The organism is Nitrobacter vulgaris (assembly GCF_002028545.1).
Classification (GTDB): Bacteria; Pseudomonadota; Alphaproteobacteria; order Rhizobiales; family Xanthobacteraceae; genus Nitrobacter; species Nitrobacter vulgaris.
This window is the reverse complement of the sequence record NZ_MWPQ01000045.1, coordinates 1-22,344: the sequence shown is the minus strand read 5'-3', so window position 1 is coordinate 22,344 and position 22,344 is coordinate 1. Positions and strand designations below refer to the sequence as shown.

The 22,344-nt window shown below is 57.3% G+C and carries 22 protein-coding genes and 1 tRNA gene; 10 read left to right on the top strand and 13 right to left on the bottom strand.

Annotated features, from left to right (window positions below; translation table 11 throughout):
• Positions 1-84: 84 nt before the first annotated feature.
• The 3 genes from ilvN (at position 85) to ilvC (ending at position 2,503) form a co-directional block, all read left to right on the top strand.
• Positions 85-627 (top strand): acetolactate synthase small subunit, encoded by a 543-nt coding sequence (gene ilvN, locus B2M20_RS12455; protein WP_079447372.1) that lies wholly within the window; start codon positions 85-87, stop codon positions 625-627.
• A gap of 4 nt (positions 628-631) precedes the next feature.
• Positions 632-1,333 (top strand): class I SAM-dependent methyltransferase, encoded by a 702-nt coding sequence (locus tag B2M20_RS12450; protein WP_079447371.1) that lies wholly within the window; start codon positions 632-634, stop codon positions 1,331-1,333.
• Positions 1,334-1,483: 150 nt separating this feature from the next.
• Entirely contained in the window at positions 1,484-2,503 is a 1,020-nt protein-coding gene (gene ilvC, locus B2M20_RS12445) for a ketol-acid reductoisomerase (protein ID WP_079447370.1), read from the top strand.
• A gap of 156 nt (positions 2,504-2,659) precedes the next feature.
• On the opposite strand, the gene B2M20_RS12440 is transcribed toward ilvC, so the two are convergent.
• Together B2M20_RS12440 and B2M20_RS12435 are read right to left on the bottom strand one after the other, a co-directional pair.
• Positions 2,660-4,219, bottom strand: coding sequence for an ABC transporter permease/substrate-binding protein (locus B2M20_RS12440; RefSeq protein WP_079447369.1), 1,560 nt, complete (start codon positions 4,217-4,219; stop codon positions 2,660-2,662).
• Positions 4,216-5,022 (bottom strand): ATP-binding cassette domain-containing protein, encoded by an 807-nt coding sequence (locus tag B2M20_RS12435; protein WP_079447368.1) that lies wholly within the window; start codon positions 5,020-5,022, stop codon positions 4,216-4,218. Before B2M20_RS12435 ends, B2M20_RS12440 begins: the two co-directional genes overlap by 4 nt.
• A 245-nt stretch (positions 5,023-5,267) precedes the next feature.
• Here B2M20_RS12435 and B2M20_RS12430 point away from each other — a divergent pair, with 245 nt between their 5' ends.
• The 5 genes from B2M20_RS12430 (at position 5,268) to B2M20_RS12410 (ending at position 10,733) form a co-directional block, all read left to right on the top strand.
• Positions 5,268-6,287: a polyphosphate kinase 2 family protein gene (locus tag B2M20_RS12430; protein ID WP_079447409.1), complete on the top strand. Its 1,020-nt coding sequence runs from the start codon at positions 5,268-5,270 to the stop codon at positions 6,285-6,287.
• Positions 6,288-6,659: 372 nt separating this feature from the next.
• Entirely contained in the window at positions 6,660-8,219 is a 1,560-nt protein-coding gene (locus tag B2M20_RS12425; protein WP_079447367.1) for a 2-isopropylmalate synthase, read from the top strand.
• 197 nt (positions 8,220-8,416) lie between these two features.
• Positions 8,417-9,016, top strand: coding sequence for a Spy/CpxP family protein refolding chaperone (locus tag B2M20_RS12420; protein ID WP_079447366.1), 600 nt, complete (start codon positions 8,417-8,419; stop codon positions 9,014-9,016).
• Between the two features lie 161 nt (positions 9,017-9,177).
• Positions 9,178-9,253, top strand: a tRNA-Lys gene (locus B2M20_RS12415).
• Between the two features lie 184 nt (positions 9,254-9,437).
• Positions 9,438-10,733, top strand: a complete 1,296-nt coding sequence (locus B2M20_RS12410; RefSeq protein WP_079447365.1) for a hypothetical protein — start codon at positions 9,438-9,440, stop codon at positions 10,731-10,733.
• 178 nt (positions 10,734-10,911) lie between these two features.
• Here B2M20_RS12410 and B2M20_RS12405 read toward each other — a convergent pair whose 3' ends face one another.
• From B2M20_RS12405 to B2M20_RS19125, 5 genes are all read right to left on the bottom strand, one after another.
• Complete coding sequence (locus B2M20_RS12405; protein ID WP_079447364.1) at positions 10,912-11,307, bottom strand: hypothetical protein; 396 nt, start codon at positions 11,305-11,307, stop codon at positions 10,912-10,914.
• 310 nt (positions 11,308-11,617) lie between these two features.
• Positions 11,618-12,421, bottom strand: a complete 804-nt coding sequence (locus B2M20_RS12400; RefSeq protein WP_079447363.1) for a hypothetical protein — start codon at positions 12,419-12,421, stop codon at positions 11,618-11,620.
• Positions 12,422-12,510: 89 nt separating this feature from the next.
• The gene (locus tag B2M20_RS12395) at positions 12,511-13,173 is read right to left on the bottom strand and encodes a hypothetical protein (RefSeq protein WP_139372904.1); all 663 of its coding nucleotides are present in this window, start codon (positions 13,171-13,173) and stop codon (positions 12,511-12,513) included.
• 1 nt (position 13,174) lies between these two features.
• Positions 13,175-14,770 carry a terminase large subunit gene (locus tag B2M20_RS12390; RefSeq protein WP_201789024.1) on the bottom strand — a complete coding sequence of 532 codons (1,596 nt, stop codon included), beginning with the start codon at positions 14,768-14,770 and terminating at the stop codon, positions 13,175-13,177.
• Between the two features lie 689 nt (positions 14,771-15,459).
• The gene (locus tag B2M20_RS19125; RefSeq protein ID WP_139372903.1) at positions 15,460-15,654 is read right to left on the bottom strand and encodes a hypothetical protein; all 195 of its coding nucleotides are present in this window, start codon (positions 15,652-15,654) and stop codon (positions 15,460-15,462) included.
• A 541-nt stretch (positions 15,655-16,195) separates the two neighbouring features.
• Here B2M20_RS19125 and B2M20_RS12375 point away from each other — a divergent pair.
• Positions 16,196-16,522 carry a hypothetical protein gene (locus B2M20_RS12375; RefSeq protein ID WP_079447359.1) on the top strand — a complete coding sequence of 109 codons (327 nt, stop codon included), beginning with the start codon at positions 16,196-16,198 and terminating at the stop codon, positions 16,520-16,522.
• A gap of 105 nt (positions 16,523-16,627) precedes the next feature.
• Here the strand turns inward: B2M20_RS12375 and B2M20_RS12370 are convergent, their stop codons facing one another.
• From B2M20_RS12370 to B2M20_RS12355, 4 genes are all read right to left on the bottom strand, one after another.
• Positions 16,628-17,689 carry a hypothetical protein gene (locus B2M20_RS12370; protein ID WP_079447358.1) on the bottom strand — a complete coding sequence of 354 codons (1,062 nt, stop codon included), beginning with the start codon at positions 17,687-17,689 and terminating at the stop codon, positions 16,628-16,630.
• A 317-nt stretch (positions 17,690-18,006) separates the two neighbouring features.
• Positions 18,007-18,462 carry a hypothetical protein gene (locus B2M20_RS12365; protein WP_079447357.1) on the bottom strand — a complete coding sequence of 152 codons (456 nt, stop codon included), beginning with the start codon at positions 18,460-18,462 and terminating at the stop codon, positions 18,007-18,009.
• Positions 18,463-18,853: 391 nt separating this feature from the next.
• Positions 18,854-19,045 (bottom strand): site-specific integrase, encoded by a 192-nt coding sequence (locus tag B2M20_RS12360; protein WP_079447356.1) that lies wholly within the window; start codon positions 19,043-19,045, stop codon positions 18,854-18,856.
• Positions 19,045-20,109: a tyrosine-type recombinase/integrase gene (locus B2M20_RS12355; RefSeq protein WP_139372902.1), complete on the bottom strand. Its 1,065-nt coding sequence runs from the start codon at positions 20,107-20,109 to the stop codon at positions 19,045-19,047. Before B2M20_RS12355 ends, B2M20_RS12360 begins: the two co-directional genes overlap by 1 nt.
• A gap of 895 nt (positions 20,110-21,004) precedes the next feature.
• Here B2M20_RS12355 and B2M20_RS19570 point away from each other — a divergent pair.
• Positions 21,005-21,142, top strand: a complete 138-nt coding sequence (locus B2M20_RS19570) for a hypothetical protein (protein WP_158081537.1) — start codon at positions 21,005-21,007, stop codon at positions 21,140-21,142.
• Between the two features lie 60 nt (positions 21,143-21,202).
• On the opposite strand, the gene B2M20_RS12350 is transcribed toward B2M20_RS19570, so the two are convergent.
• On the bottom strand, positions 21,203-21,637 hold the full coding sequence (locus tag B2M20_RS12350) for a hypothetical protein (RefSeq protein ID WP_079447354.1): 435 nt from the start codon (positions 21,635-21,637) through the stop codon (positions 21,203-21,205).
• A 290-nt stretch (positions 21,638-21,927) separates the two neighbouring features.
• The gene (locus tag B2M20_RS12345) at positions 21,928-22,230 is read right to left on the bottom strand and encodes a RusA family crossover junction endodeoxyribonuclease (protein WP_079447353.1); all 303 of its coding nucleotides are present in this window, start codon (positions 22,228-22,230) and stop codon (positions 21,928-21,930) included.
• Between the last annotated feature and the right edge of the window lie 114 nt (positions 22,231-22,344).

The window sequence follows — 22,344 nt, the reverse complement described above, 5'->3', positions numbered from 1 at the left end:
CACAGGCGAACGAAACGACGCCGTTTTACGAACGGCTACGCTCGGCAATGACGGCAATCACGATATCGATTTGAGAACATATCCATGAACCAGCCCGCTTCCGCCTACTTTCTCGAAGAGCGCCGCGATCCGAACGAGACGCACACGCTGTCGGTGCTGGTCGCCAACGAACCGGGCGTTTTGGCGCGGGTGATCGGACTGTTCTCAGGTCGTGGTTACAACATCGAAAGCTTGACGGTGTCCGAGACCGAAAATCAGAAGCACGTCTCGCGAATTACCATCGTCACCACCGGCACCCCAATGGTGATCCAGCAGATCAAGCATCAGCTCGACCGCATGATCCCGGTTTATCAGGTCGTTGATATGACACTGACCGGGCGCTCCATCGAGCGCGAGCTAGCCATGGTCAAGGTGAAGGGTTCGGGGGACCAACGTATCGAGGCAATGCGGCTCGCAGAGGTGTTTCGTGCTCGTGTGGTGGATGCCACCAATGAGAGCTTTGTGTTCGAGATTACGGGCGGCACCTCGAAGATCAATCAGTTTGTCGATCTGATGCGGCCGATCGGTCTGGTCGAAGTGTCGCGAACCGGTGTCGCTGCGATCGGGCGCGGACCGGAGGGGATGTAAGGTCATGCTGGCGCGCGACTGGTTTTACAGTGAACGTGGGCGGATCGGATTGGATTCGCTCATTGCTGCGCGCTCCGCGATCTATGATCACGATGATAGCGGCAGCCGGGCTCGCGCAACTCTCGCCAAGCTAGGCGTGCGGCCCGGCTGGCGGATCGCAGATATCGGTTGCGGCACGGGCACGCTTGCTTGTGAAGCCGCCAGGATGGGTGCGGAAGTCTATGCGGTCGATATTGCGCCGGCAGCGCTCGCTCTGGCCGAGGCCCAGGCGCGTGACGGCAACGTTGCGATCCGGACTCAGGCGGCCGGTCTGCTCAGTTTTGCTCTCGCATCGGATTCTCTGGATCTGGTCGTGAGCGAGTTCACGCTGCATCATCTGCCGGATTTCTGGAAGGCAGTCGCGCTGTCACGCATGTTCCGCGTCGTCAAGCCCGGCGGACAGCTGTTTCTGCGCGACATCGTGTTCGTCCGCGAACCGGATGGCTCCGACCGAACGGTCGAGCAATGGGCGGAATTCAACATCAACAACCACGACTTCCCAAGCGGCGAGGTCGCCAGCCACATGCGCGACGAACATTCGACCTTTGGCTGGGTGATTGAGCGGATGCTGAAGGACGTCGGCTTTGCGCTGGTATCTGCGGACTATCACGCGCCGCTTCACGGCACTTATCTCTGCCGTAAGCCAGGCGACGAGCCTCCGGCATAGTCTTGTGTTTGTCGCGCGGCGCTATTCACCTTTTCCTACCGGACGACCGTTGAAGTTTTTCCATCATTCAAGGCATTGCAGCGGACTTGTTTCCCGGCATCCGTAGCCCTAAAACCGGGCGCAACTTGTGGCCGCAAAAGAGGACCAACCATGCGTGTTTATTACGATCGCGACGCCGACCTGAACCTGATCAAGGGAAAGAAGGTGGTCATCGTCGGCTATGGTAGCCAGGGCCACGCCCATGCGCTGAACCTGAAGGACTCCGGCGTCAAGGAGGTCGCGATCGCGCTGCGCAAGGGCTCTGCTTCCGCCAAGAAAGCTGAGGCTGCTGGTTTCAAGGTGATGGAAGTCGCCGATGCCGCGAAGTGGGGCGATCTCGTGATGATGCTGACGCCTGATGAACTGCAGGGCGACATCTATCGCGAGCAGCTGCACGACAACATGAAGAAGGGTGCGGCGCTCATCTTCGCGCACGGACTCAACGTGCATTTCAATCTGCTGGACCCGCGCGCCGATCTCGACGTCCTGATGATCGCTCCGAAAGGCCCTGGCCACACTGTGCGGGCGGAGTATCAACGCGGCGGCGGCGTTCCTTGCCTGATTGCGGTTGCCAAGGATTCCTCGGGTAACGCGCATGATCTTGGTCTTAGCTACGCCTCGGCGATCGGTGGTGGCCGCGCTGGCATCATCGAGACCACGTTCAGGGAAGAGTGCGAGACCGACCTGTTCGGCGAACAGGCTGTGCTCTGCGGCGGTCTGGTCGAGTTGATCAAGAACGGCTTCGAGACCTTGGTGGAAGCCGGTTATGCACCAGAGATGGCCTACTTCGAGTGTTTGCACGAGGTGAAGCTGATCGTGGATCTGATCTACGAGGGTGGTATCGCCAATATGAACTACTCGATCTCCAATACCGCTGAATACGGCGAATACGTCACGGGTCCGCGCATCGTGACCACGGAGACGAAGAAGGAGATGAAGCGCGTGCTCGACGATATTCAGTCCGGCAAATTCGCTCGCGACTGGATGCTGGAAAACAAGGTCAACCAGACTTCCTTCAAGGCGACCCGCGCAAGGCTTGCCGCCCATCCGATCGAGGAGGTCGGTGCAAAACTCCGCGACATGATGCCGTGGATCAAGAAGGCCGCACTGGTCGACAAAGCGAAGAACTGAAGTTCTTCATTCCTGCCTATGATTGATCGCGCGGTGCGATCTCAATGATCAGGAGTGTGGTGCGCGGGTCGACTAACAGTGAGTTGAGGCTCCCTCTCCCACAAGGAGAGGGAAAGGTGCCGCGCTGTGAGGGTATACAAGTAAGCACCCACCACCTTATTTCTCGTCGATCTTCGCCCATAACCACCGCGCCACCATTGCCGATGAACTGTCCGCGTCGCTGCCGCTGGCGCGAAGATTGGCCTCGCGCATGAGCGTGAGGCTGATTCTTCCGAGCAACGGCTGAATTGCGGCACGCAGCTTTGCGTCGTTGGCGCGCCGCGGCGATATCAGCACGATCGCGTCATAGGGCGGAATGGCGTGTCGGGGATCGTCAAGCACGGTCAGGCCGTATTTGGCGATCAGTCCATCGCTGGTGTAGCCCGCTATCACGTCGACTTCACCGGAATCCACCGCGGCATACATGAAGTCCGACTGCATCTGCCGCCGCTCGCGAAACGATAATCCGTAAATCTTCTTCAGAGTCATCCATTCAGGCCGGGCAAAGAATTCGTAGTCGCCGGCGATTGACATCGTGCCGGCGCGGGCGGCGAGGTCGGAGATCGAATGAATGTTCAGCGCGTCAGCTCGTGTTTTTGGCATGAGCAGCGCGTAGGCATTCTCGAAGCCGAGTTCACCAAGCAGCGTGATATTCTGCCGCGCCAACCTCGCCTTGAGCTCGGTGAGTAGTTCCTCACGCGGCTTGACGTCTGTTATATGGAACTGATTGGACCACAGCGTGCCGGAATAATCGACGTAGACGTCAACGTCGCCATTCGCTAGCGCATCGAAAATGACGTTGGAGCCAAGACCCTCGCGGGTGGCTACGGGAAGACCCGCGGCTTGTAGCCGGTGCGAGATCAGCGCCGCGAGCACATATTGTTCGGTGAAGGTTTTGGCGCCGACGATGTAGGTGGGTTTCGCGCGGGTGAGGGAGGGCGCTAGTGTGGCCGCAACGAGAATTGCGATTCCGACAAGGCCGACTGACACGCGGATGGGACGACGTATCCGCAAGCCGGATTCGATCAGCGCCAGCAACTGATCGACGACCAGCGCGAGGCCTGCCGCGGCGATGCAGCCGAAGAGCACGAACACCCAGTTCTGGGTCTGCAGCCCGGCAAAAATGTAGTTGCCGAGACTGGTCTGGCCGATCGGCGTAGAGAGTGTCGCGGTGCCGATCACCCAAACCGCTGCGGTGCGGATGCCGGCCATGATCACAGGAAGCGCCAGCGGAAGTTCGACCATGACGAGGGATTGCCGCGCCGTCATACCGACCCCTCGAGCCGCTTCCGTCAATGCAGGATCAATCCCCTGCAAGCCTGTGATGGTGTTGCGCAGCACCGGAAGCATCGAATAGAGCGCCAGCGCCAGGACCGCAGGCAAGAATCCGAATGCTGAGAATCCGAGGCTGAACCATCGCGACGTCATTGTCGCCAGAGCCAGGAGGAGCGGATAGAACAAAGCCAGCAGCGCCAGCCCCGGCATGGTCTGCACGATGCTTGCAAAACCGAGAATCATACTCCGCAGCACCGGCCGGTTGCGAGCGGCCAGCGCGAGCGGAAAACTGATCACGAGTCCCAGCGCCAGCGCCGTCACACTGACGCGGACGTGGTTGCCAAGATAGTCGGGCAGGTGACCGAGCGCTTCATTCCAGCGCGGATCAAAGAGCAGGCTCATAACGTGGTGCTCTGCGAGAGCGCTGCCTGAAGCCGCTCGGCCTGGCGGCGTGGCGTTCCGAGCAGCTCGCCGACATAAGGGTTGTCGATGCGGGACAATTCCTTTGCCGTGCCCAGCGCAACCAGGCGACCTTCGTGCATGACAGCAACGCGATCCGCGAGCAGCAGCGCTTCGGTCATGTCATGGGTGATCATGATGGTTGTGAGACCGAGTCTGGCGTGCAGCGCACGATAGTCGTTGCCGAGCGCGTCACGCGTTACCGGGTCGAGGGCACCGAACGGCTCGTCCATCAGGACGATGCGCGGCTCTGCGGCAAGTGCTCGCGCTACGCCGACCCGCTGGCGCTGGCCACCGGAAAGTTCATGCGGAAAGCGATCGCGGTGTTGGGCGCGGTCGAGTTGCACCAGATCGATCAACTCGTCGACCCGCGCGGCGATTTCGGATTTCGGCGTCCCGAGCAGGCGGGGCGTGATGCCGATGTTGGCGGCGATAGTCATATGCGGAAACAGGCCGCCGCTCTGGAATACATAGCCGATGCGGCGGCGCAGCCCGATCGCGTCGATTCCGGCGATATCCTCGCCCGCAACGGTGATAGTTCCGGCGTCGGGATCGATCAGGCGATTGGCGAGCCGCAGCAGTGTGGTCTTGCCGGAGCCGGAACCGCCGACAACGGCGAGGAATTCGCCCGCGCCGATGGCAAACGAGACGTCGTCCACGGCTCTTACATAGTCGTCTCTTGCACAGCCGCCTTTGAAGCTTTTGGCGACATGTGAAAACGCGACCAGCGGTGAGGTTTCGCTCATGCCCTGCGGGGGTTATCACACGGTCGCCATCGCACCAAGCCCATGCCCTTGGTGGCAACAGTAAATTCTAGGCGAAGCCCGAACCCACAATTCAGTTCGAGTTTTGATCCGGTCGGTGACGCTGGAAAGCATCGACGATTTTATCTTGTTGTCCCCGCCTTTATTTTGTTTTGGATCCGATTTCTCGCTACGCTCGAAACCACCATCTTCCGCAGGAAATGGGGAAGCAAAGGCGCAATTCCCTTATGAGAAAGACATCATCATCGTTGTTGCCAGAACAATTAAAACGCTACGTGGAGCCCTTTCGTGTCGATGACACCAGGGCGTTTCGTCTCGCCTCGTACAAAACTGCGGAGCGCGGCGGCATCGACAAGGACAGCGGGCAGGAGATTATCAAGGCCAACCGCGACCGCCTTAGCGATTTGCAGGAAAAGCTCTATGCGCAGGATCGCTGGTCGCTGCTCTTGATCTTCCAGGGCATGGATGCCGCCGGCAAGGACAGCGCCATCGAGAGCGTGTTCGACGGCGTCAATCCCCAAGGCTGCGACGTGCATTCCTTCAAGCAACCTTCAACGGAAGAACTCGATCATGATTTCATGTGGCGCGCGGCGCGGCGGCTTCCCGAACGCGGGCGCATCGGTATCTTCAACCGCTCCTATTATGAGGAAGTACTGGTGGTGCGCGTGCATCCGGAAATTCTGGCAAAGCAGAAAGTTCCACCGAAGCTGGTGACGAAGAACATCTGGCGCGAACGCTTCGAGGATATTTCGGCTTTCGAGAAATATCTCGCCCGTAACGGCACGCTCGTGCTGAAATTCTTCCTCAACGTCTCGAAGGAGGAGCAGCGCCGGCGCTTTCTCGATCGCCTGGAGGAGCCGGCGAAGAACTGGAAGTTCTCGATGGGCGATGTCGCCGAACGAAAGCTCTGGGACAGGTATCAGGCGGCCTACCAGGACATGATCCGCCATACATCCTCGCTCGATGCGCCGTGGCACATCGTGCCGGCCGACCACAAGTGGTTCGCGCGTGTCGTGGTCGGATCTGCCATTGTCGGCGCGCTGGATAGGCTGGACCTGCGGTTCCCCAAGGTCGACAAGAGCGAATTGGGTGAATTCAAGAAGGTTCGCAAGGCATTGCAAAATGAGAACAACAGCGCGTTGCGCGTAAAGAAGGCAGCGGTGAAGCATGCTGCGGGGGAGAAGTCCGAAGTTGCTTCCGATTCGTCGGCATCTCGAGGAACAGGGAGGCCGGCACGAACGAACTGAGCAGAGTGGTTGGTCACGATTCCTGACCAAATTTTGGGCATTGCGATGTCAGGTCATTCTCGTCTAAAATCTGTAGAGGAAGGGTCGGCAACGAACCGTCAACGGTTCTTGTTGAAAATGACCCTCTAAAGGGTTCGGTAATGCTGGCTTGCAGCGAAATGGCAGGAGTTCACGGGCTGGTGGCGTCGGCTGCTTGTTCCGAAGAGATTCCGGCTATGCCCATGCCCAGTCTGCTGACTGGCGGGCTTCTGCTTCTTATCGGCCCCTGAGCGCCGGCTGGGCAGTTGTTGCCTGGGCACTCAGGGGAACGCAGGAAACACCAGAACCCCTTCGAGCGCCCGCACGGCGCATTGACCCAGAGGATCTTTCCCCATGACTACCGCGAATAAGTCCGACAAGGACCGCGTCGTTATTTTCGACACCACCCTGCGCGACGGTGAGCAATGCCCCGGCGCCACCATGACTTTCGAGGAGAAGATCGAAGTCGCCGAGATGCTCGACGACATGGGAGTCGATATCATCGAAGCCGGCTTCCCAATCGCTTCGGTCGGCGATTTCGAAGCGGTTGCGGAGATCGCGAAGAACGCCAAAAGCGCGGTGATCGCAGGTCTGGCCCGCGCCATTTCCGGCGATATCGCTCGTGCCGGTGAAGCGGTGCGTCATGCACGGCGGGGCCGCATCCACACCTTCGTTTCCACGTCGCCGATCCATTTGGCGCATCAGATGCGAAAGAGCGAGGCGGAGGTGCTGGAAATCATCACCGCCACGGTGACGCAGGCCCGCAACCTGGTCGAGGATGTCGAGTGGTCGGCGATGGACGCGACCCGCACCCCAATTGACTACCTGTGCAAATGCGTAGAGACGGCGATTGCAGCCGGCGCCACCACCGTCAACCTGCCAGACACCGTTGGCTATGCGGTGCCTGACGAGTACCGGCGGATGTTCAAGACCATTCGCGAGCGGGTGCCGAACGCGGATAAAGCGATCTTCTCGGTGCACTGCCATGACGATCTGGGTCTCGCCGTCGCCAACTCGCTGGCCGGCGTCGAGGGTGGCGCGCGCCAGGTTGAATCCACCATCAACGGCATTGGCGAGCGGGCAGGGAACGCCGCGCTGGAAGAAGTCGTGATGGCGATCAAGACCCGCGGCGATGTCATGCCGTATTGGTGCAACGTCGAGAGCACCATGCTGACTCGTGCCTCCAAGCTGGTTTCGGCCGCCACCTCATTTCCGGTGCAGTATAATAAAGCGATCGTCGGCCGGAACGCGTTCGCGCACGAGAGCGGCATTCATCAGGACGGCATGTTGAAGAACGCGCAGACCTACGAGATTATGACGCCAGAGAGCGTCGGCGTGAAACAGACCTCGCTGGTGATGGGTAAGCATTCCGGCCGCCATGCCTTTCAGCACAAGCTGGAAGAACTCGGCTACAAGCTGGCCGAGAACCAGTTGCAGGATGCGTTCGTGCGCTTCAAGGCACTGGCCGACCGCAAGAAGGACATCTACGACGAGGACATCATTGCGCTGGTGGACGAGGAAATGGCCGCGTCGCACGATCGAATCAAGCTGTCATCGTTGACAGTGATCGCAGGCACCCATGGCCCGCAGCGAGCGACCATGAAGCTCACCGTCAATGGCCAGACCCGGATCGAGGAGGCCGAAGGCAACGGGCCGGTCGACGCCGTATTCAACTGCATCAAGAGGCTAGTGCCGCACGAGGCCAAGCTCGAACTCTATCAGGTTCATGCGGTGACCCAGGGCACTGACGCACAGGCGGAAGTGTCGGTGCGTCTCAGCCAGGACGGCCGCGCGATGACATCGAAGGCCGCCGATCCTGACACGCTGGTTGCATCCGCCAAGGCCTATCTCGGTGCGCTAAACAAGATCGTGATGAAACATCAGCGCGACCTTCCTTCGGCCGCTGCCAGTTGACTGCTCGTTCCGCAAGCGAAACGGACGGTGCGTCAACCGCCGTTTGTGCGCGCGACAGATCCTGACGCGACATATCATCGCGACGAATCGCGAGGCGACATTACATCTTCGTAAGATAGGGTTCCCTTTCGAAGATGTAATTTGCTTGGTGTGCTGCGCGCCCCCATCTTGATTGGACCTTGCAAAGGAGAGTTCCAATGAAGAAGGCCATCCTCGCCGGTGTCGCAGCGCTCGTCATCGCCGGTTCGACAGCGGTGTACGCTCACCCGCATCACCTGTGGTCTCGTGATCGCGTACAACTCAGTCAGCAGGACCGAACGGCTATCGCCGATGCGCGGATTGCGGCGGTCCACGCCGGTCTTACTCTGACGCCGGATCAGGAAAAGCTGTGGCCGCCGGTGGAAAAGGCAATCCGTGATTTTGCCAAGCTTCGGATCGATCGTGCCGACGCCAAGATGCAGGCCAAGAAGGAAAGCAAGAACGAAGCCAAGAATGATGACGCGGAAAAGCAGGCGCCTGTCGATCAGGTGGCGCGGCTTCGCGCGCACGCCGATCGCATGGCCGAGACAGCTGCGGCTTTGAAAAAGATCGCTGATGCTGCCGATCCGCTTTACAAGACCCTCGACGATGGCCAAAAGCGGCGCCTGATGGTTCTCACCCGTATGAATCACGGCTTCGGAATGGGAAGCGGGTGGCACCATCATCACTTTGACCGAGGCGGTGATTGGTCCGATCACAGCAAGGACCGCGACGGGGACTCCGATCACCATGACCAGCAGAAGCCCGGACGCCTCTGATCCGCCGACATAAGATAGCCAAGAGGAAGCCGCCGGAAATCGGCGGCTTTTTCGTCTCTCCGAAGGTTGCGGCGGCAGGGGAAAGCAGGGCTGCTTTGCTGGACATCGCGGGTTCGCTTTGCTAAACGACCCCCTCCCGCAAGGGAATTTCGGACAGTTCCGGGCGATTAGCTCAGTTGGTAGAGCAGCTGACTCTTAATCAGCGGGTCGTAGGTTCGAGCCCTACATCGCCCACCAATAAAATCAATGGTTTAGTTGATTTTCGCCAAAACGCCCGATACCCAAAGGTGCGGTAAAGGCGCGGTCCAAAAACCCCGATAATCACCTTTTGTCCCCGATAAACTCACGCGCTCGGCGGCCGCGGGAGGTAGCGAATTTGGGTAGTTAGCGTGTATCAGGGTTCGCGAGGTTAGATGGTGGCATGTCAAGAAAGACCGAGCGAACCGAATTGCATGACCGAGCCTGCCCTTTAGCAGCAATTGACCGTCGCCTCGAGGATGTTCATCGGCATTGGCATTCGGCGGAGCGAGCCTATTTCGAACCGGACGGATTTCGCATCGCGATCCAGACCGCTATTCAAACACTGCGCACCGTCACTTTTGTATTGCAGAGTAATAAGCACCTCATCCCCGAATTCGATCGTTGGTATGCGCCCTGGCAAGAAAAGCTAAAGTCCGATGGGCTAATGCGCTGGATGGTCGACGCAAGAAACAAGATCGAAAAACAGGGAGACTTAGAAGCGAACAGCTTCGTTCGTGCTGAAATTATTGCATCCTACCTCAACAATGGCCCTGTCATCGAGGTGCCAGCAAAGCTTTTTGACGGTCCGCAGGTGCTCATAAAGAGCATACCGGAGTCAGCCTTGGGGCAGCATATTAAGGAATTCGGAACGGTTAAAATTCAACGCCGTTGGGTAGAGAATTCGTTGCCTGATTACGAGCTGCTTGATGCAGTCGCTATGGCCTATGGCAAAATTGCTGAGGTCGTTCACGATGCGCATAGAAACATAGGGCGACATCCTCCCATAACGATCGACGTTGAAACTGGCGAAGAATTTGGAGCGGGAAGAGCTGGAAGGCTTCCGTGCATGATAGGCCACGGAGATGCGCGAAGCATCAACATTTCTCTTTCTGATGGGAAGGAGTTTGATCTCTCGCGAGAGGCAATCCATTTTGATCGTCAAAAAGCCGAGGAGAGCGTAGCAAGATACGGCTTGCAGCCGGAGGCAGTATTCGACACCTCCGGCGATCAAGAGACCCTTCTAGATTCGCTCTTTGATACCGCTAGGAAGATGGTTGAAAAAGATGGCTATCACCTCACGCTCGTGTTTCTGCTGAGGGGCGTCAAAATGGTTCAGGTTATTCATCCGGAGTTTTCGGATCACGGAGCCAAGTACCTCATAATGCGGGACATCGCGCATGAAGTAACGCGGTTGGCCGCAGATGGCGTCATACTGATAGGAGAGGCTTGGAGAGCTGTTGCGGACCCAAGCAAACCGTACATGCGTGCAGCCGACGCGCCGGATCGGAAAGAGGTGCTTCGTGCCATTCTTGTTCGGCGCGAGGGTGATCCCGTTGAGCTCTTTGCGGACTTCCATCGCAACGGCGATCAAGTAACGCTTGGAGCCACTCAAACAATAATAAGGGGGCAACACTTTATGTTCGCCCCGATATATGACGCTTGGGCGCGCGAGATTCCAAACGACTGGCAAGACTAAACTTTAAATCTTGCGGCCGAAGGATTCCCTATGTCGGCCTAAACCGGTTTCGGCACTCATCATCGACCTAGCTGCTTCCCGGTGTCAGGCGTTTCGACGCCGTTGAAGCGATCTCGGAACCCAGCAACAGGTCGCGCGACCGACCGACGCTGGGTTCAGGTGAGAGGTCAAAGCCAAACTATCTGGCCAGCAGCGTCACTCCATGCGAGATTTCAATCTCGCCGACGAGATTAAATACCTGTCTTAACTGGCCAAAAGACTCGTCGGCGCACCTAATTGCCTCATCAATTTCGGAATTTCGCAATGCGAAGAAAATCTCTCGATGATTGTAGTGTAAAATCAATAGCGCTTTATCGATCACATGTTGGGAGCATTTGAGCGTCGGGCAGTTGGGATCGCCGCAGTCACATTCATAACCGCGCTTGACCTCTTCAGCCATTGCAGCTTTCGAGACTTGGTCCACAGCCTTTCTGATTAGGCGCGCCAATTCGAACGCGAAGTGCTCGTCTACGGAGGCTTCACGCCAGTCCATCGGTGAAATTCTACCCATGTCGTAATTGATCTTATTAGCCATGCGTGGTTCTCCGTCGGACGACTATCGTCCAATGCGAGCCAGGCTAAAGTTTTCGACGAGCCCGTGATACGGGCTGCTCCCGGCGATCATTGCTAATCACCGATACGGGTCAAATCTATTTTGGGAGGGCCCGCCGCGCCGCTTTGGCTAACGACCGCGGGCTCTGGGTTCAAACCCCCAGCTAGGGTTGCCACCGCCTCAGTAAGGATAAAACTGACCAATGGCTGTGGTCTGTTTTTTTAATATGCCGTGGACACCTGACCACTGGTCCACGCCTCGCTAGGGAAGCTAAGACCTGCGAGGAACACAATTAGGCGGCGACGCGTGCCTTCTTATTGACGACGATCCCAAGGATGACCGCTGGCGATGCATCGGGACGGCGGGCGATATCGAAGCCCTCGTCCGCCGCCTTTTCGATCAGGCCCTCTTCTTCGCGCTCAAGCTCAGTGATGACCGCCTTGATTTCCCGTAGCCGCTCGCGTTTCGCATCCGTCGATAACGCAAACTTTGGCTTGGGCATTGCGTCGATTTCGGCGCAGAGTCGTTCGCGAAATAGCTCCGGGTTCAGCCAAGCCAGCAACGCTTGCACGTCGGGTTTCGATCCGAACGACAATCCTGAGGGGAAGTTGAGCTCGAACCGATCATGATCCGCCGCAATCCGCGGACTGCCCTTTGCCGCCAATTCATTGACGTAGGCCCGCGCAGCCCGTTTGCGATCAGCTATAGGCAGTTCGGCGCGCAGGACCCGTTGACGCTCGCGTTGTTGATTTGCGATCTCGCCCCGAATGCGGTCAACGGCACGTGTTAGGCTTTCGCCGTCTCTAAGGCGAACCTTGAAGCGCGGGGCCGCTTCAATCACCGCATCGGGAGGAAGCTTTTCAAGGTAGCGTTGAACGCGGGCGCTCAGGTCGGTTAGCGCCCAGTGCCGGGCCTGAAGCGTCTCAAGCCGCTCGGAGAGTCGATCGATTTCACTCTGGCATTCGGCGTCTTCGGGATTGAGTTCCCGTATCGTGCTGAGCGTCGTATTGACCAGCACTTGTGCTGCCAGTTTCGCCTCGTCGATCGCGTGTGCCTTCGCATTCGCTTTCGGAGGTAGTCGGGGACTTGATGCCATTATGTTTTCTCCATGCCGGATCGGTTCGACGGCTTTTGGGGGTGAACAAACGCCTCCACGGCGTTAACAATCGTGCGAACAGCACGGGCCTAACTCTTCCACGCATTTCTGAGGCGCTCGTGTCGCCGCTCCATGGCGCTATTGACTTCCTCACGAGTGAGGAAGCAACCGTTGACGACGTTGAACATGAAGTTGGACTCGGGGTCACTCCACCTATTGCGGTGTCGTTCCGTTTGCGAGACGAGCTCCGAGTCCGCTATGGTCTGGTGAACGACAGGAGCCGCGTTGTTCACGACATCGGGAGCGCTCTCGCGCCATCCGTTGGTCAACCGCTCGTTTCGACGGTCCATGGCGCGATCGACATCCTCGCGAGTGATGGTGTTGACCGGCGTCGGCGGCGGAGCTTCAGCATCCGCGTCGCGCCACCTATTGCTGATGCGCTCCTTGCGCGAAGCGAGACAATCATCCGAGTCCGCTATGGCCTGTAAAAACGGCTGAGTGCTCCCGGGCTGCTGCGTTGTGCCGCCGGTCGCCGAGCGCGCGTTATCAAGGGCGCGATCAAATGGCACGCCCTTGTTGATGTCATTGCATAGAGCCTGTTTTTGAACAGGCGTAAGCCCTGTCGGGTCGTTGTCCATCACCAACAGCGAAAAGCTTCGGCGTCGTTTGTCGCGAAGAACTTCACGGTTAGAGTCTTCGAGATCATAGTCGTCGATCATGCTGCGGCTGGATTTAGCGTTGTCAGTAGTCATGTCATAGTCCTCTTGATCTGAGCAGGCGGGAGACATATTCGGAAGCGGAACTTCGGTCGTCCTTTGACGGCTCGCTTGGCAGCGCCCATGCCATCGTGCAGTCGTATCGATATTTGCGAGAGCCCATGCTCGTGATCACGCCCGCAGCGGCGTTCGCAACGTCGTCGTGACCATTGGGGGCGTGATCAATTGAATCCTTGCCGCCGCGCGCCGTGCGGCGCTCAAGGGCCACGAGTTGGCTGAAGAGCTTTTGGTGATCAAGGAGCAGACAGCGTTTGCTGTTCAACAAAGGCAGGAACTCGGAGTAAATCTGCGACTTAGGTCGAGCGCTTGGTTCGTAGGTGATGCCGTGTTTGCTAAACTGTTCGCGGGGCCATTCGCCCGCATACCGGTCACCGACGATCTTGCGAATGGAATATGCCTTGAGAAGTTCAGCCATCATCTGAACTGTCGCCTCGGGCGAAAACGGGGGCCGGACCTCACGGATCACATCGAGAACGCTGAAGCCGCCCTCCACATGCGCCAAAGCCAATGTAAAGCTGTCGCGACCCGAGCCGCCCGCTGGATCGACGAAGGCGTGATATTGAAATTCGGAGAGATACGGGCGCTCGTGCTCGTCGCTCGTGACCGCCTCGATTGCCTCACGATTGATAAAGGCTTCGATATCGGATCGGAACTGAGCACCGTACTCCGCTGATGCCGACGCCGCGTCCTCCGAATACTGTTGATCAAGGAAATCGCGATCGATCGTCGGATTCATCACGTCCGTAGGTGCCTGCCATGACAAGGTCAGGGCATCATCGACGCCATGATATTGCTTGTGCATTCGATAGAGGACACCGCGCCTCGAATAGGGACTGGATGCGATCAACAACATTGATGAGGGTATCGTCGCCATTGCAGGCTTGATCGCGTTGATCACCTCCTGATCGGGGTTGACTGAGTTCTCACTAGACCAGAACGCGATTTCGTCGCAGAGCGCCGCGACGACTGTCCTCCCTCGGACGGCTCTATAGCTTGAGGTGGTGATTTCGATCGCTATCGAGTTCGAGAGTTCGATGCCGACTTGCGAAGCGCGTTTGATCATTCGGTGCAACATCGGCACCCGATGCAGGAACGCTTTCACGTATCGGAGCAGCACCTTTGCCTGATCTCGATCGGCGGCGAGGACTTGCACAACACCAAGCTCGCCTGCATCGAGGTATTTCGAATGATCAACGAAACAGGCCAGCCACACAGCGATCAGTGCCAATATGCGCGACTTACCGCCACGGCGACCCACGACCAGCACCATCGTTCGCATTTGTTGTGAGGGCGGCTCCGTGCGCCCTGTGCAAGACCGATAAATTGCAAGCTGTTCGGCGCTCATGGGCAAGCCGAACGCCGCAGCGATGAAGGCTCTCCATGCAAGCCACGACTCAAGGTCGGGGAAGAGCCCGGCGAACAGGTTCGGGTCTTCCATCGCATCGAGCAATGTCAGGCGTGACGGCTCCGAGCGCTTGTGCTTATCAAGCCGTTCGCGCTCGATCGGTGCTGGAGGTGTGGTGGTGGTCTTGGTGGGGGGCTTTGAGGCTAGTCTTTCACGCCTAAGCCCCATGCTCTCACTCTGATCGTTTCGACCGTTTGTGGCGGGTGCCGCCCCGTTTGGCGTATGACAATGGATCAAGCCCTTCGTTGTTATCGTCGCTAGACCGAGCCGGTGCCTTAGGCGTCAAGCCGAGGGCCGCAAGGTGGCGGCGGATTGTATTCGATACGCGATTGTATTGAGTCCGGGTCTCGTCAGACATGTCGCCGGTCTGCATGTACTCAAGCTGTAGGTCTTCGGCTATGCATTGGAGCATCGCCAGCTCTCGAACAAGCGCGCGCTGGGCTTCAGTCAGGCTACCGCACCCCGCATCGCGGGAGTAGGAATCGATCAGGTCCTTAAAGCGCTTGCCGCGAGGCGTACGCATATCGAGGCGTGACGCAAATAGCCGCGACCCGTTTGAGACTGCAGACCTCGGCCTCATTGGGCGCATTTTAGCGTCGATCTCCCCTCGATCTGTTTGCCACCATTTACGGTATGAAACATATCCTCTTACCGCACCTTAGAACTAGCCTCATGGTGAGAACTGAACAATCAGAGGGGCTTAATGCGCGTCACCGCATGATCCTAGATCATATAACTAGAAATATTTGCGCGACGCGAATGGCGTTGTCCCAAGGCGTTGTATCGAAGTGAAGTTGTGTGTGGACACGAATACGACGTTTCAACTCATGTATTCGACAGCGCTAAAGGACCGATCGTCACACTCTGTTTCGCCTCTTAAAGCGCTTGAGTGCTGCCTGATCGATGATGCCGATGTGAGTGAAAAGCTTCAACGCGTGTTTCGTATCGCGAATGACGTTTGCGAACGTGACGGGCGTCAAATGGGTCCCGATTTCGTCTTCGTGATTTTCGTACGCCTCTTTGAATGTCGGGTACTTCAGGGCTTGAAGCATCACGAGTGACTTCGTGTCCCTGATTGTTCGCTCGGGGGCGTCTTGGCTGTCGTCAGTCTTTAACTCTCGGGTCTTTGATCGCTCAGTCTTTAACCGTTCGCGCCTGATCGGCTTTGATCGATTGTGTTTCGCATGACGGCGGGCGTCTGAGTTGTGTTCACGCTCTTGGCGCTCGGCTCCTTTGCCGAAGCAAATGTTGTAATCGATTTCGTTGTCGGGGATTGGCATGTTCGCCTCCGTTGTCATGAGGCTCTGCAACATCGCTGCGATTGTTTGATTTGCCAAGCCCGCTGGTGTCGCTTTTGTCGAGGGCAGGCGTTCGCCTGCTCGGGGGCGATTTTGAAGGCGCGTATTTCCCCCATATCCGCGGATGGGGAGGATTTCGAGGGCGGGGCGCTATGTGGGTACGTCAAAGCGAGAAAACGAGTATGGGGACGGATTCAGCGACTCGGGATCGGCGGGGTTTTCATCACTCAATACATCGTTTAGGTTCGGGACGCGCCCCCTTGGGGCGGTTTTTTATTTTGTGGAAAGAAGAACAATGGCCGATCTTAGTTACGTATGGGAAAAATTTTCGACTGCTGTCTATTCACTCGCGGGTAATGGGCGGATGCAAGACCGCTTGTGGTCTGCCTACTCAAGCTTTCATCCGATCCAGGTTTCTGATTTCGACAATGATCCCGAAATGCAGTCCAATTTTCGCGAAATCATGAACCGTCTCACCGCCAAAGCGGAAGGACATGCTGGAGAAGGCAAAGTCCCGTCTACTTTGCGCCAGATGAGCGATGACGAGGCCGTTGAGCTAAGCAAGAGCATTATTGAGTTTTGTTTTGATGTCGCACGCGCTCGCCTCGACCAACATCGCTAGGCCGTTGCGTCAGCGGTAGCCTCAACTTGCGCAGTATCGGTCTACCGCCAAGTTGCTTCACTTGGACTTTGTGATGAACGCGATCGCGAACATCCACGTTCCGGCTTAGCTCGGTCTCAGACGTTCACGGACAATCGTCGTAGTACCTAGTCTTTCACGCTTAATCAGTCTTTCACGTGCAATCGGCTCTAATCGTTGCGCGTGATAGTCTGATTTCGAAGGGGGTCTCATATTAATGTACCTCCCCTTTATACATTTCACCCCTATGTCATTGATTTCATTGCAACGCGCATTTTGATTTCGAACAGCTCCCCACATCAACGCATTTGGCACTGATACGAGATCGGTTTTTGGATGAAACAGCGATGGATTCGATTGATCGTAAACACGTTGCATGAATTCAAGCTGTGCATCATCATCAAGCTGATTGAGACGTGCTTTTGCCCTCATGACACCCGTATTCGTTTGCACGACACGCTTCAACATCTGTAATCGTCGTTTTTGTAAATCATCTGAAACGAAACGAATGTGTCTGAATAGGTGCTTCATCGGGTCTAGTTCGAACAGATCGCTCAACAGCACCTTGCGCGCGGCACATCCCTTCACTCTGAGCTCCATGCGAGCGACGGGTTGGTCTCGATATTCGGGTAATTTCGATCGCCGCAAGTAGAGCACTAGGTCGCGCTGACCGTGATAATGCGAAAAGTAATAGCCTTGGGTGCCGTCGTCGTTATCGATCACCTTGATCGGCTGGCGCCTGCGATAACGCATCAGGACATGCTCTTTGATGAACCTGAATTGCTCTGATGCCGGTTGCAGCGGATCGGGCATCACGTCGTAGCCGATATCGAGGCGCGATATGCGAACGCGAATATTTGAGTCGGTCTCGACTAGTTGCTGGGCCATATCGACAAGTGCCTCGATCAAATCGGGTTGAGGGCACTGAAAGGTCAGCACTAGGTAGGCGATCGTTCGGTCGTTGATTTCGAAACGATGCCCGCGCCCGTGGGGTCTGTCGCCGTAGATCTGAATGATCTGGCGAAATATCGATCTCGGTAATCGATCAGTGCCGGTGACGACAACCGCCAACGTGTCGATGTAAGACGTGAATGTGAGGAGAGGAGCGGGCTTGTTCTGCCCCTCGGGGCCTCCTATGATTCCGAACATAACGATCTGGCCTCCCTGTCAGTGTCGTTCACGCATCGGGAATTGACTTGGCGGTTGGTTGTCGGTGTTGGCGAAGAGATAAGGCCCGGCGCTGCGCAAACAGCGTCGGGTTCTTTATTGCAGGCGATATGAACGTGTTTCGTCATTGCCCTCGATATGACGGACCCCGCTTCGTCGATGCAACGTCGAAGTTCTTCCATCATTTCAATGATATAGAATCGACGCCCTCTATAGCGCGCTACGGGAGGCGTAGGGACGTTGCCCGCGTTCGCCGCTGTATCGCCCGGCGAACGCCCGAAAACGCAGTCACGGCCCCGCTATGACGATTTATTCGGCGGTTGCTCCGAGGGTGGCGGCGTCTCGTCAGGCGCGTCCGTCGAGGCGATCACCGCCTGTTTAGGGCGCAAGGCGATCCCGAGGTAGCGCTCGGCATCTTCAATGTCATAGAAGACCGAACGGCCATTCGGTGTGAGGCGCACGGGTTTAATACCGGTGTCGCCCGGGTTCTTCGCTTCCCATTTTTTGACCGTATCGACACTGACGGCGCAAACATCGGCTAGCTCACGCCTCAAAAGGAGTCGCCGATTATCGGTGATCAACCGCTCCTTGTTAGGGCCGCGTGATTTTCGAGTCGGACGCAGTTTCCGGCGTGTTGGCGCGAAGTCCGAAATGTTTTCCGGTTCGGCATGGAGCCGCTCTCGCTTGATCGGCTCCTTATTGTCATGGAGCCGTTCTCGCTTGATCGGATTCAATCGTTCACGTTGTACAGGCATAATATCCTCCGTACTAATATACAAAGGGCGACTCAAAGCTCTCATTCGCGAGAGTATTTCGAGTCCGCACCCTGTTTCAGCAGGAGGTTCCCAACAGCGACGCCCTTGGGCGCTGTTGTGTGGCCCGAATCAATATTGCCAAAACACCTCTAACCCTTCAAGGGCTCTTATGCAGCGGGACATAGAAAATTAGCGCTTCGAAGCGCATATTCGAACAAATGCCGATTCAACGATTAGGAGTAGAAATGCCTAAGGGCCGCGAAGTTCTGGTATTTATCGCCAAGAGGCGAGACGAAAAGATTATCAAGGCTCTCGCGAAGCATTTGAATCAAGGCACTGGTGGCCAAAGGGCAGCGAGGACTAAGCGGAAGGCGGTCGCAAAGAAGAAGGCCTAGCGCCGAAACGCCACGACCTTACCCGCCCGCTTAGGCTCCAAAATGTCGCCGATTAGCGATGATAGCGAAACGAGAGCCGCAGCGCGCTGGCGATCATAATGGTGCCGATCATATACGCCCTGAACGCCGCTGATCGCATGGCCGAGCACGCGCTCCGCGATGTCAGGCCGCACATCGGCACGCGACATCAGGGACCGGGCTGTGCGGCGAAAAGGTCATGCAGCACCCACGTCGGAACGCCAGGGAGAATCGCGGCCATGGCCTTATCGAGTTCGCGCTTGCCCTGACCGAAAGCTGAAAACGAGCCGAAGTGTTTTCCGGGACCGTTGCGCCTGCCGATACGGCCTGCTGGAAATACGTACTCGTTCAGCCGAAGCTTCTTCTGGGCGTCGAGGATCGCAAGAGCGCGCTTTGGGAGCTTCAGTCGTTCGGCATTGCCTTTCTCCCGATCTTCGGTCGCGATCGTCCAAATGCCATCGTCGCTAACGTCGGACCATTTCATGGTGGCGACCTTGGCGCGCCGCTGGGCTGTGAGTAACAGCATCTTTGTGAGGCTGCCAAACACCCCCAGTTCATTACACGCTTTGAACACGGCACGAATTTCATCGTCATTCAGGATGCGGTCTCGAGCACGCTCCGACGGGTTTTCGATGCGGCTCATGCCCTCGCAGATTGGACTGGCGTAGTCGTCGTGAGCGATGGCGTGCTTCGCCATCATGCGCCGCAGGACTGCAAGCGTGACATCCGCGGTTCTTGCCCCGCGGTTCTCCTCGATATCGTCGAGCAGGTCTGAGATGTCAGAGCGTTTGATGGTTTCGAATGGTTTTTTGCCCCAAGCTGGATAGAGCTTTTCGATCAGCTTGCGAATTTGCCCAGCCGATCGCCGCTTGCCATCGACGAAGCGTTTCAAATATCGCTCGGCTACGATTTCGAAGCTGTCGCGGTTGGCAAGAGCCTGCTTCGCGCGATCGCTCAAAATGGATGATTTGTTCGCCCTGAAGTTCGCTGCCGCATCGCGAGCCTGCTTGACGCTCATGTGGTCGGGCAGGCCGGGCTTGAAGTGGCCAAGAGCCTCAGATCGAGTCCGCCCGTCATGCCAGTAAAGCACGCGCCAGCTTTTTGTGCCCTTCTGATTGAGGCGAAGGATCAGACCCTTCTGCTTCGCGTCGTAGTATGTAACCTGAGTATCGGCTTCGCCGGCCTTATGGCGCAGCTTCATAACGCTCAATTCTTTAAATAGACGCGTGGGCATGACACGCGAGCCTCCAAAAAAGGTGCGCAAAAAAGCGCGGGATCAATGGCTCCCTGAACGTCATTGGCGACCCCCAGCGATCACCGAAAATTAAACTATCTATTTGAAAGGATAAAGGTTTTGGTTCCGGTGATCATCGATAATCGCCGCTAATCGCTGATACGACTTTCGACTCTTAATCAGCGGGTCGTAGGTTCGAGCCCTACATCGCCCACCACCCAGTTCGCAGGGAACGAGCTCGGTGACACATCCGTCAATTTGTCCCGTAAATTGCGGGTTTCCTCGATCCGTCTGGTCTCTGCGTGCGTCTCTGGCCCCAGAAATATCGCAAGAGGGCGCTCCGTCTCTGCATCGAAAATTCCCGTTCCTGGCGGAGCGGCAGAGACCGGTTCGCTGACTGGGTAGGGCAGCCAATTCAGCCGCTGCCAATCGTTTCATAGGGACATAGCCGGCGTCGTACTAACGAAGATAGTTCGGGACGGCGATGGTCTCTCGTCGGCTTGAAACGTGCTTTCGGATGCGGAGAGGATGCCGCGCGGGTCCTCCGTGCGCTCGAGGCGCATATGCTCGGGCTGGAGCACGATGCCTTCGAGGATGTGCCTGAGGTAGGTTTCATGGCGCGGCGGCGTACGCCAATCGTACCACGCGCTTTTGAGCCGTGAGGAGTCGAACCGCAGCCGCCCCGGATAAGCCGACCAGGCTATGAAGTCATACCGAGTTTCACGGCGCGCGGAATCGAACTCGCGTTATTTGTTGCCCGCATCAAACGGACGAGCGGCGAACCCTACGGCTCTTCCTCATGGTATCACGCGCGCGTGAATGGACGCGTTGTCAGGCTGCTGTTTCTTCAAAGCGCAGCATGGTATTGGGCAGCATTCCATGGGAGTTCGAAAACATGAGTAGCGTCAGACAAGGCTGGGTTATCGGGGGCGCGGTCGTCATAGCGCTGTTCCTCTTTTCGTCGTTTTACAACGGCAAGGGCACGCATTACCGGCCCGAAGGCTCAACGGCAGTGTCTACGCAAGCCGAGTAAGGCTGGGTCGTTTCCGCGACGGGCGCCGGTGGGGCTTCCTGGCGCCAACTAAGCGGCGGCTCAGCGCTCTACTGTCTTCGAGGATTGGACTGCCATGTCATGGACATGCCTGCCCAGGGTCCATTCGACATACCCCCTCAGCTTGCTGGCAGGAATCCCGAAGCATTTGATTGCAAGAGGACCCGAGCAGAAATCCTGCTGCTTCGCGAGCCGCGCCAACTGGTCAGGAGTGAGGCGCTCGATCTGCGGGACGATGTCATGAATGATGCTCTGCCTTGTCGCCGGGTCCCCAAGCTTCAGCCCCGGCCAGTCGTATTCGCCTCGGTAGTAATCGGAAACTGAATAGGTATCCCATTGGCGGTTACGGTCGGGGCTCGTGGCTGCGCGACGTTCTAGCCCGCCCCTCGAAGGTACCAGGGCGGTCACAAACGCCGCTATTGCAGCAAGGACTAACGCGGCAACCGCGGCAGCAGCGAACATCGAGCCTTTCGACATTAAGAAACCCAATGCGTGTTCAGGGAACAATTCACCTGAGTGTTGCGTAACTCGGGGACAGGGTGCGCGCAGCCCTGCACAGGGGTCTGTCCGCGGTCCCGGATCGCTCCTCGTCCCTCCCTAGTCTTCGATCCCCGCACGAGCCGTTCCTCGTCCAGCAGTTCGGAGCCTTCGTTCCGATCATTGGTGCTCCGGCCTAGATTCTGCACAGCTTCTCCTCCGCTTTGAAGGCGAAACAACAAGAGCCCACGGCAAACGTTCCTACAGGCGCGAAATTTCCCCGGAAGGCCTCAATACGGCTCAACCGCAAGTTCTATCCAGGGGTTTTGCTTGTCGTACGCGAGCATGCCGGTAACCTGCCGTATCTGGCTGTCGTCCTCGTAGGCGATGCCGTTGAGCGCGTGCTTGTGGAAATTGTCCCAGTCCGCGCGGCGCTTGGTGCCGAAGTACAGCGTAACGTGCATGCGCACCTCGCCCTTGAGCGGCTTCCCCTTCCACTGCGCCCGCGCTTCCCAATGGTACTTCTCCTTAAGCGCGCGCCCTTCGTGGGTCATGTAACGCTTAGGATGCCGCCGTAGCATGTCATTCGGCATGCAAAATTGACCCCGTAAGCCGGGGGATCGGCGTCCAAAATTGACCCCCTACAGGTTGGCTGTTGCGCTGCCTGCTTTGTCATGAAGCAGGTGGTCGGGGATGCTGATCGTGGA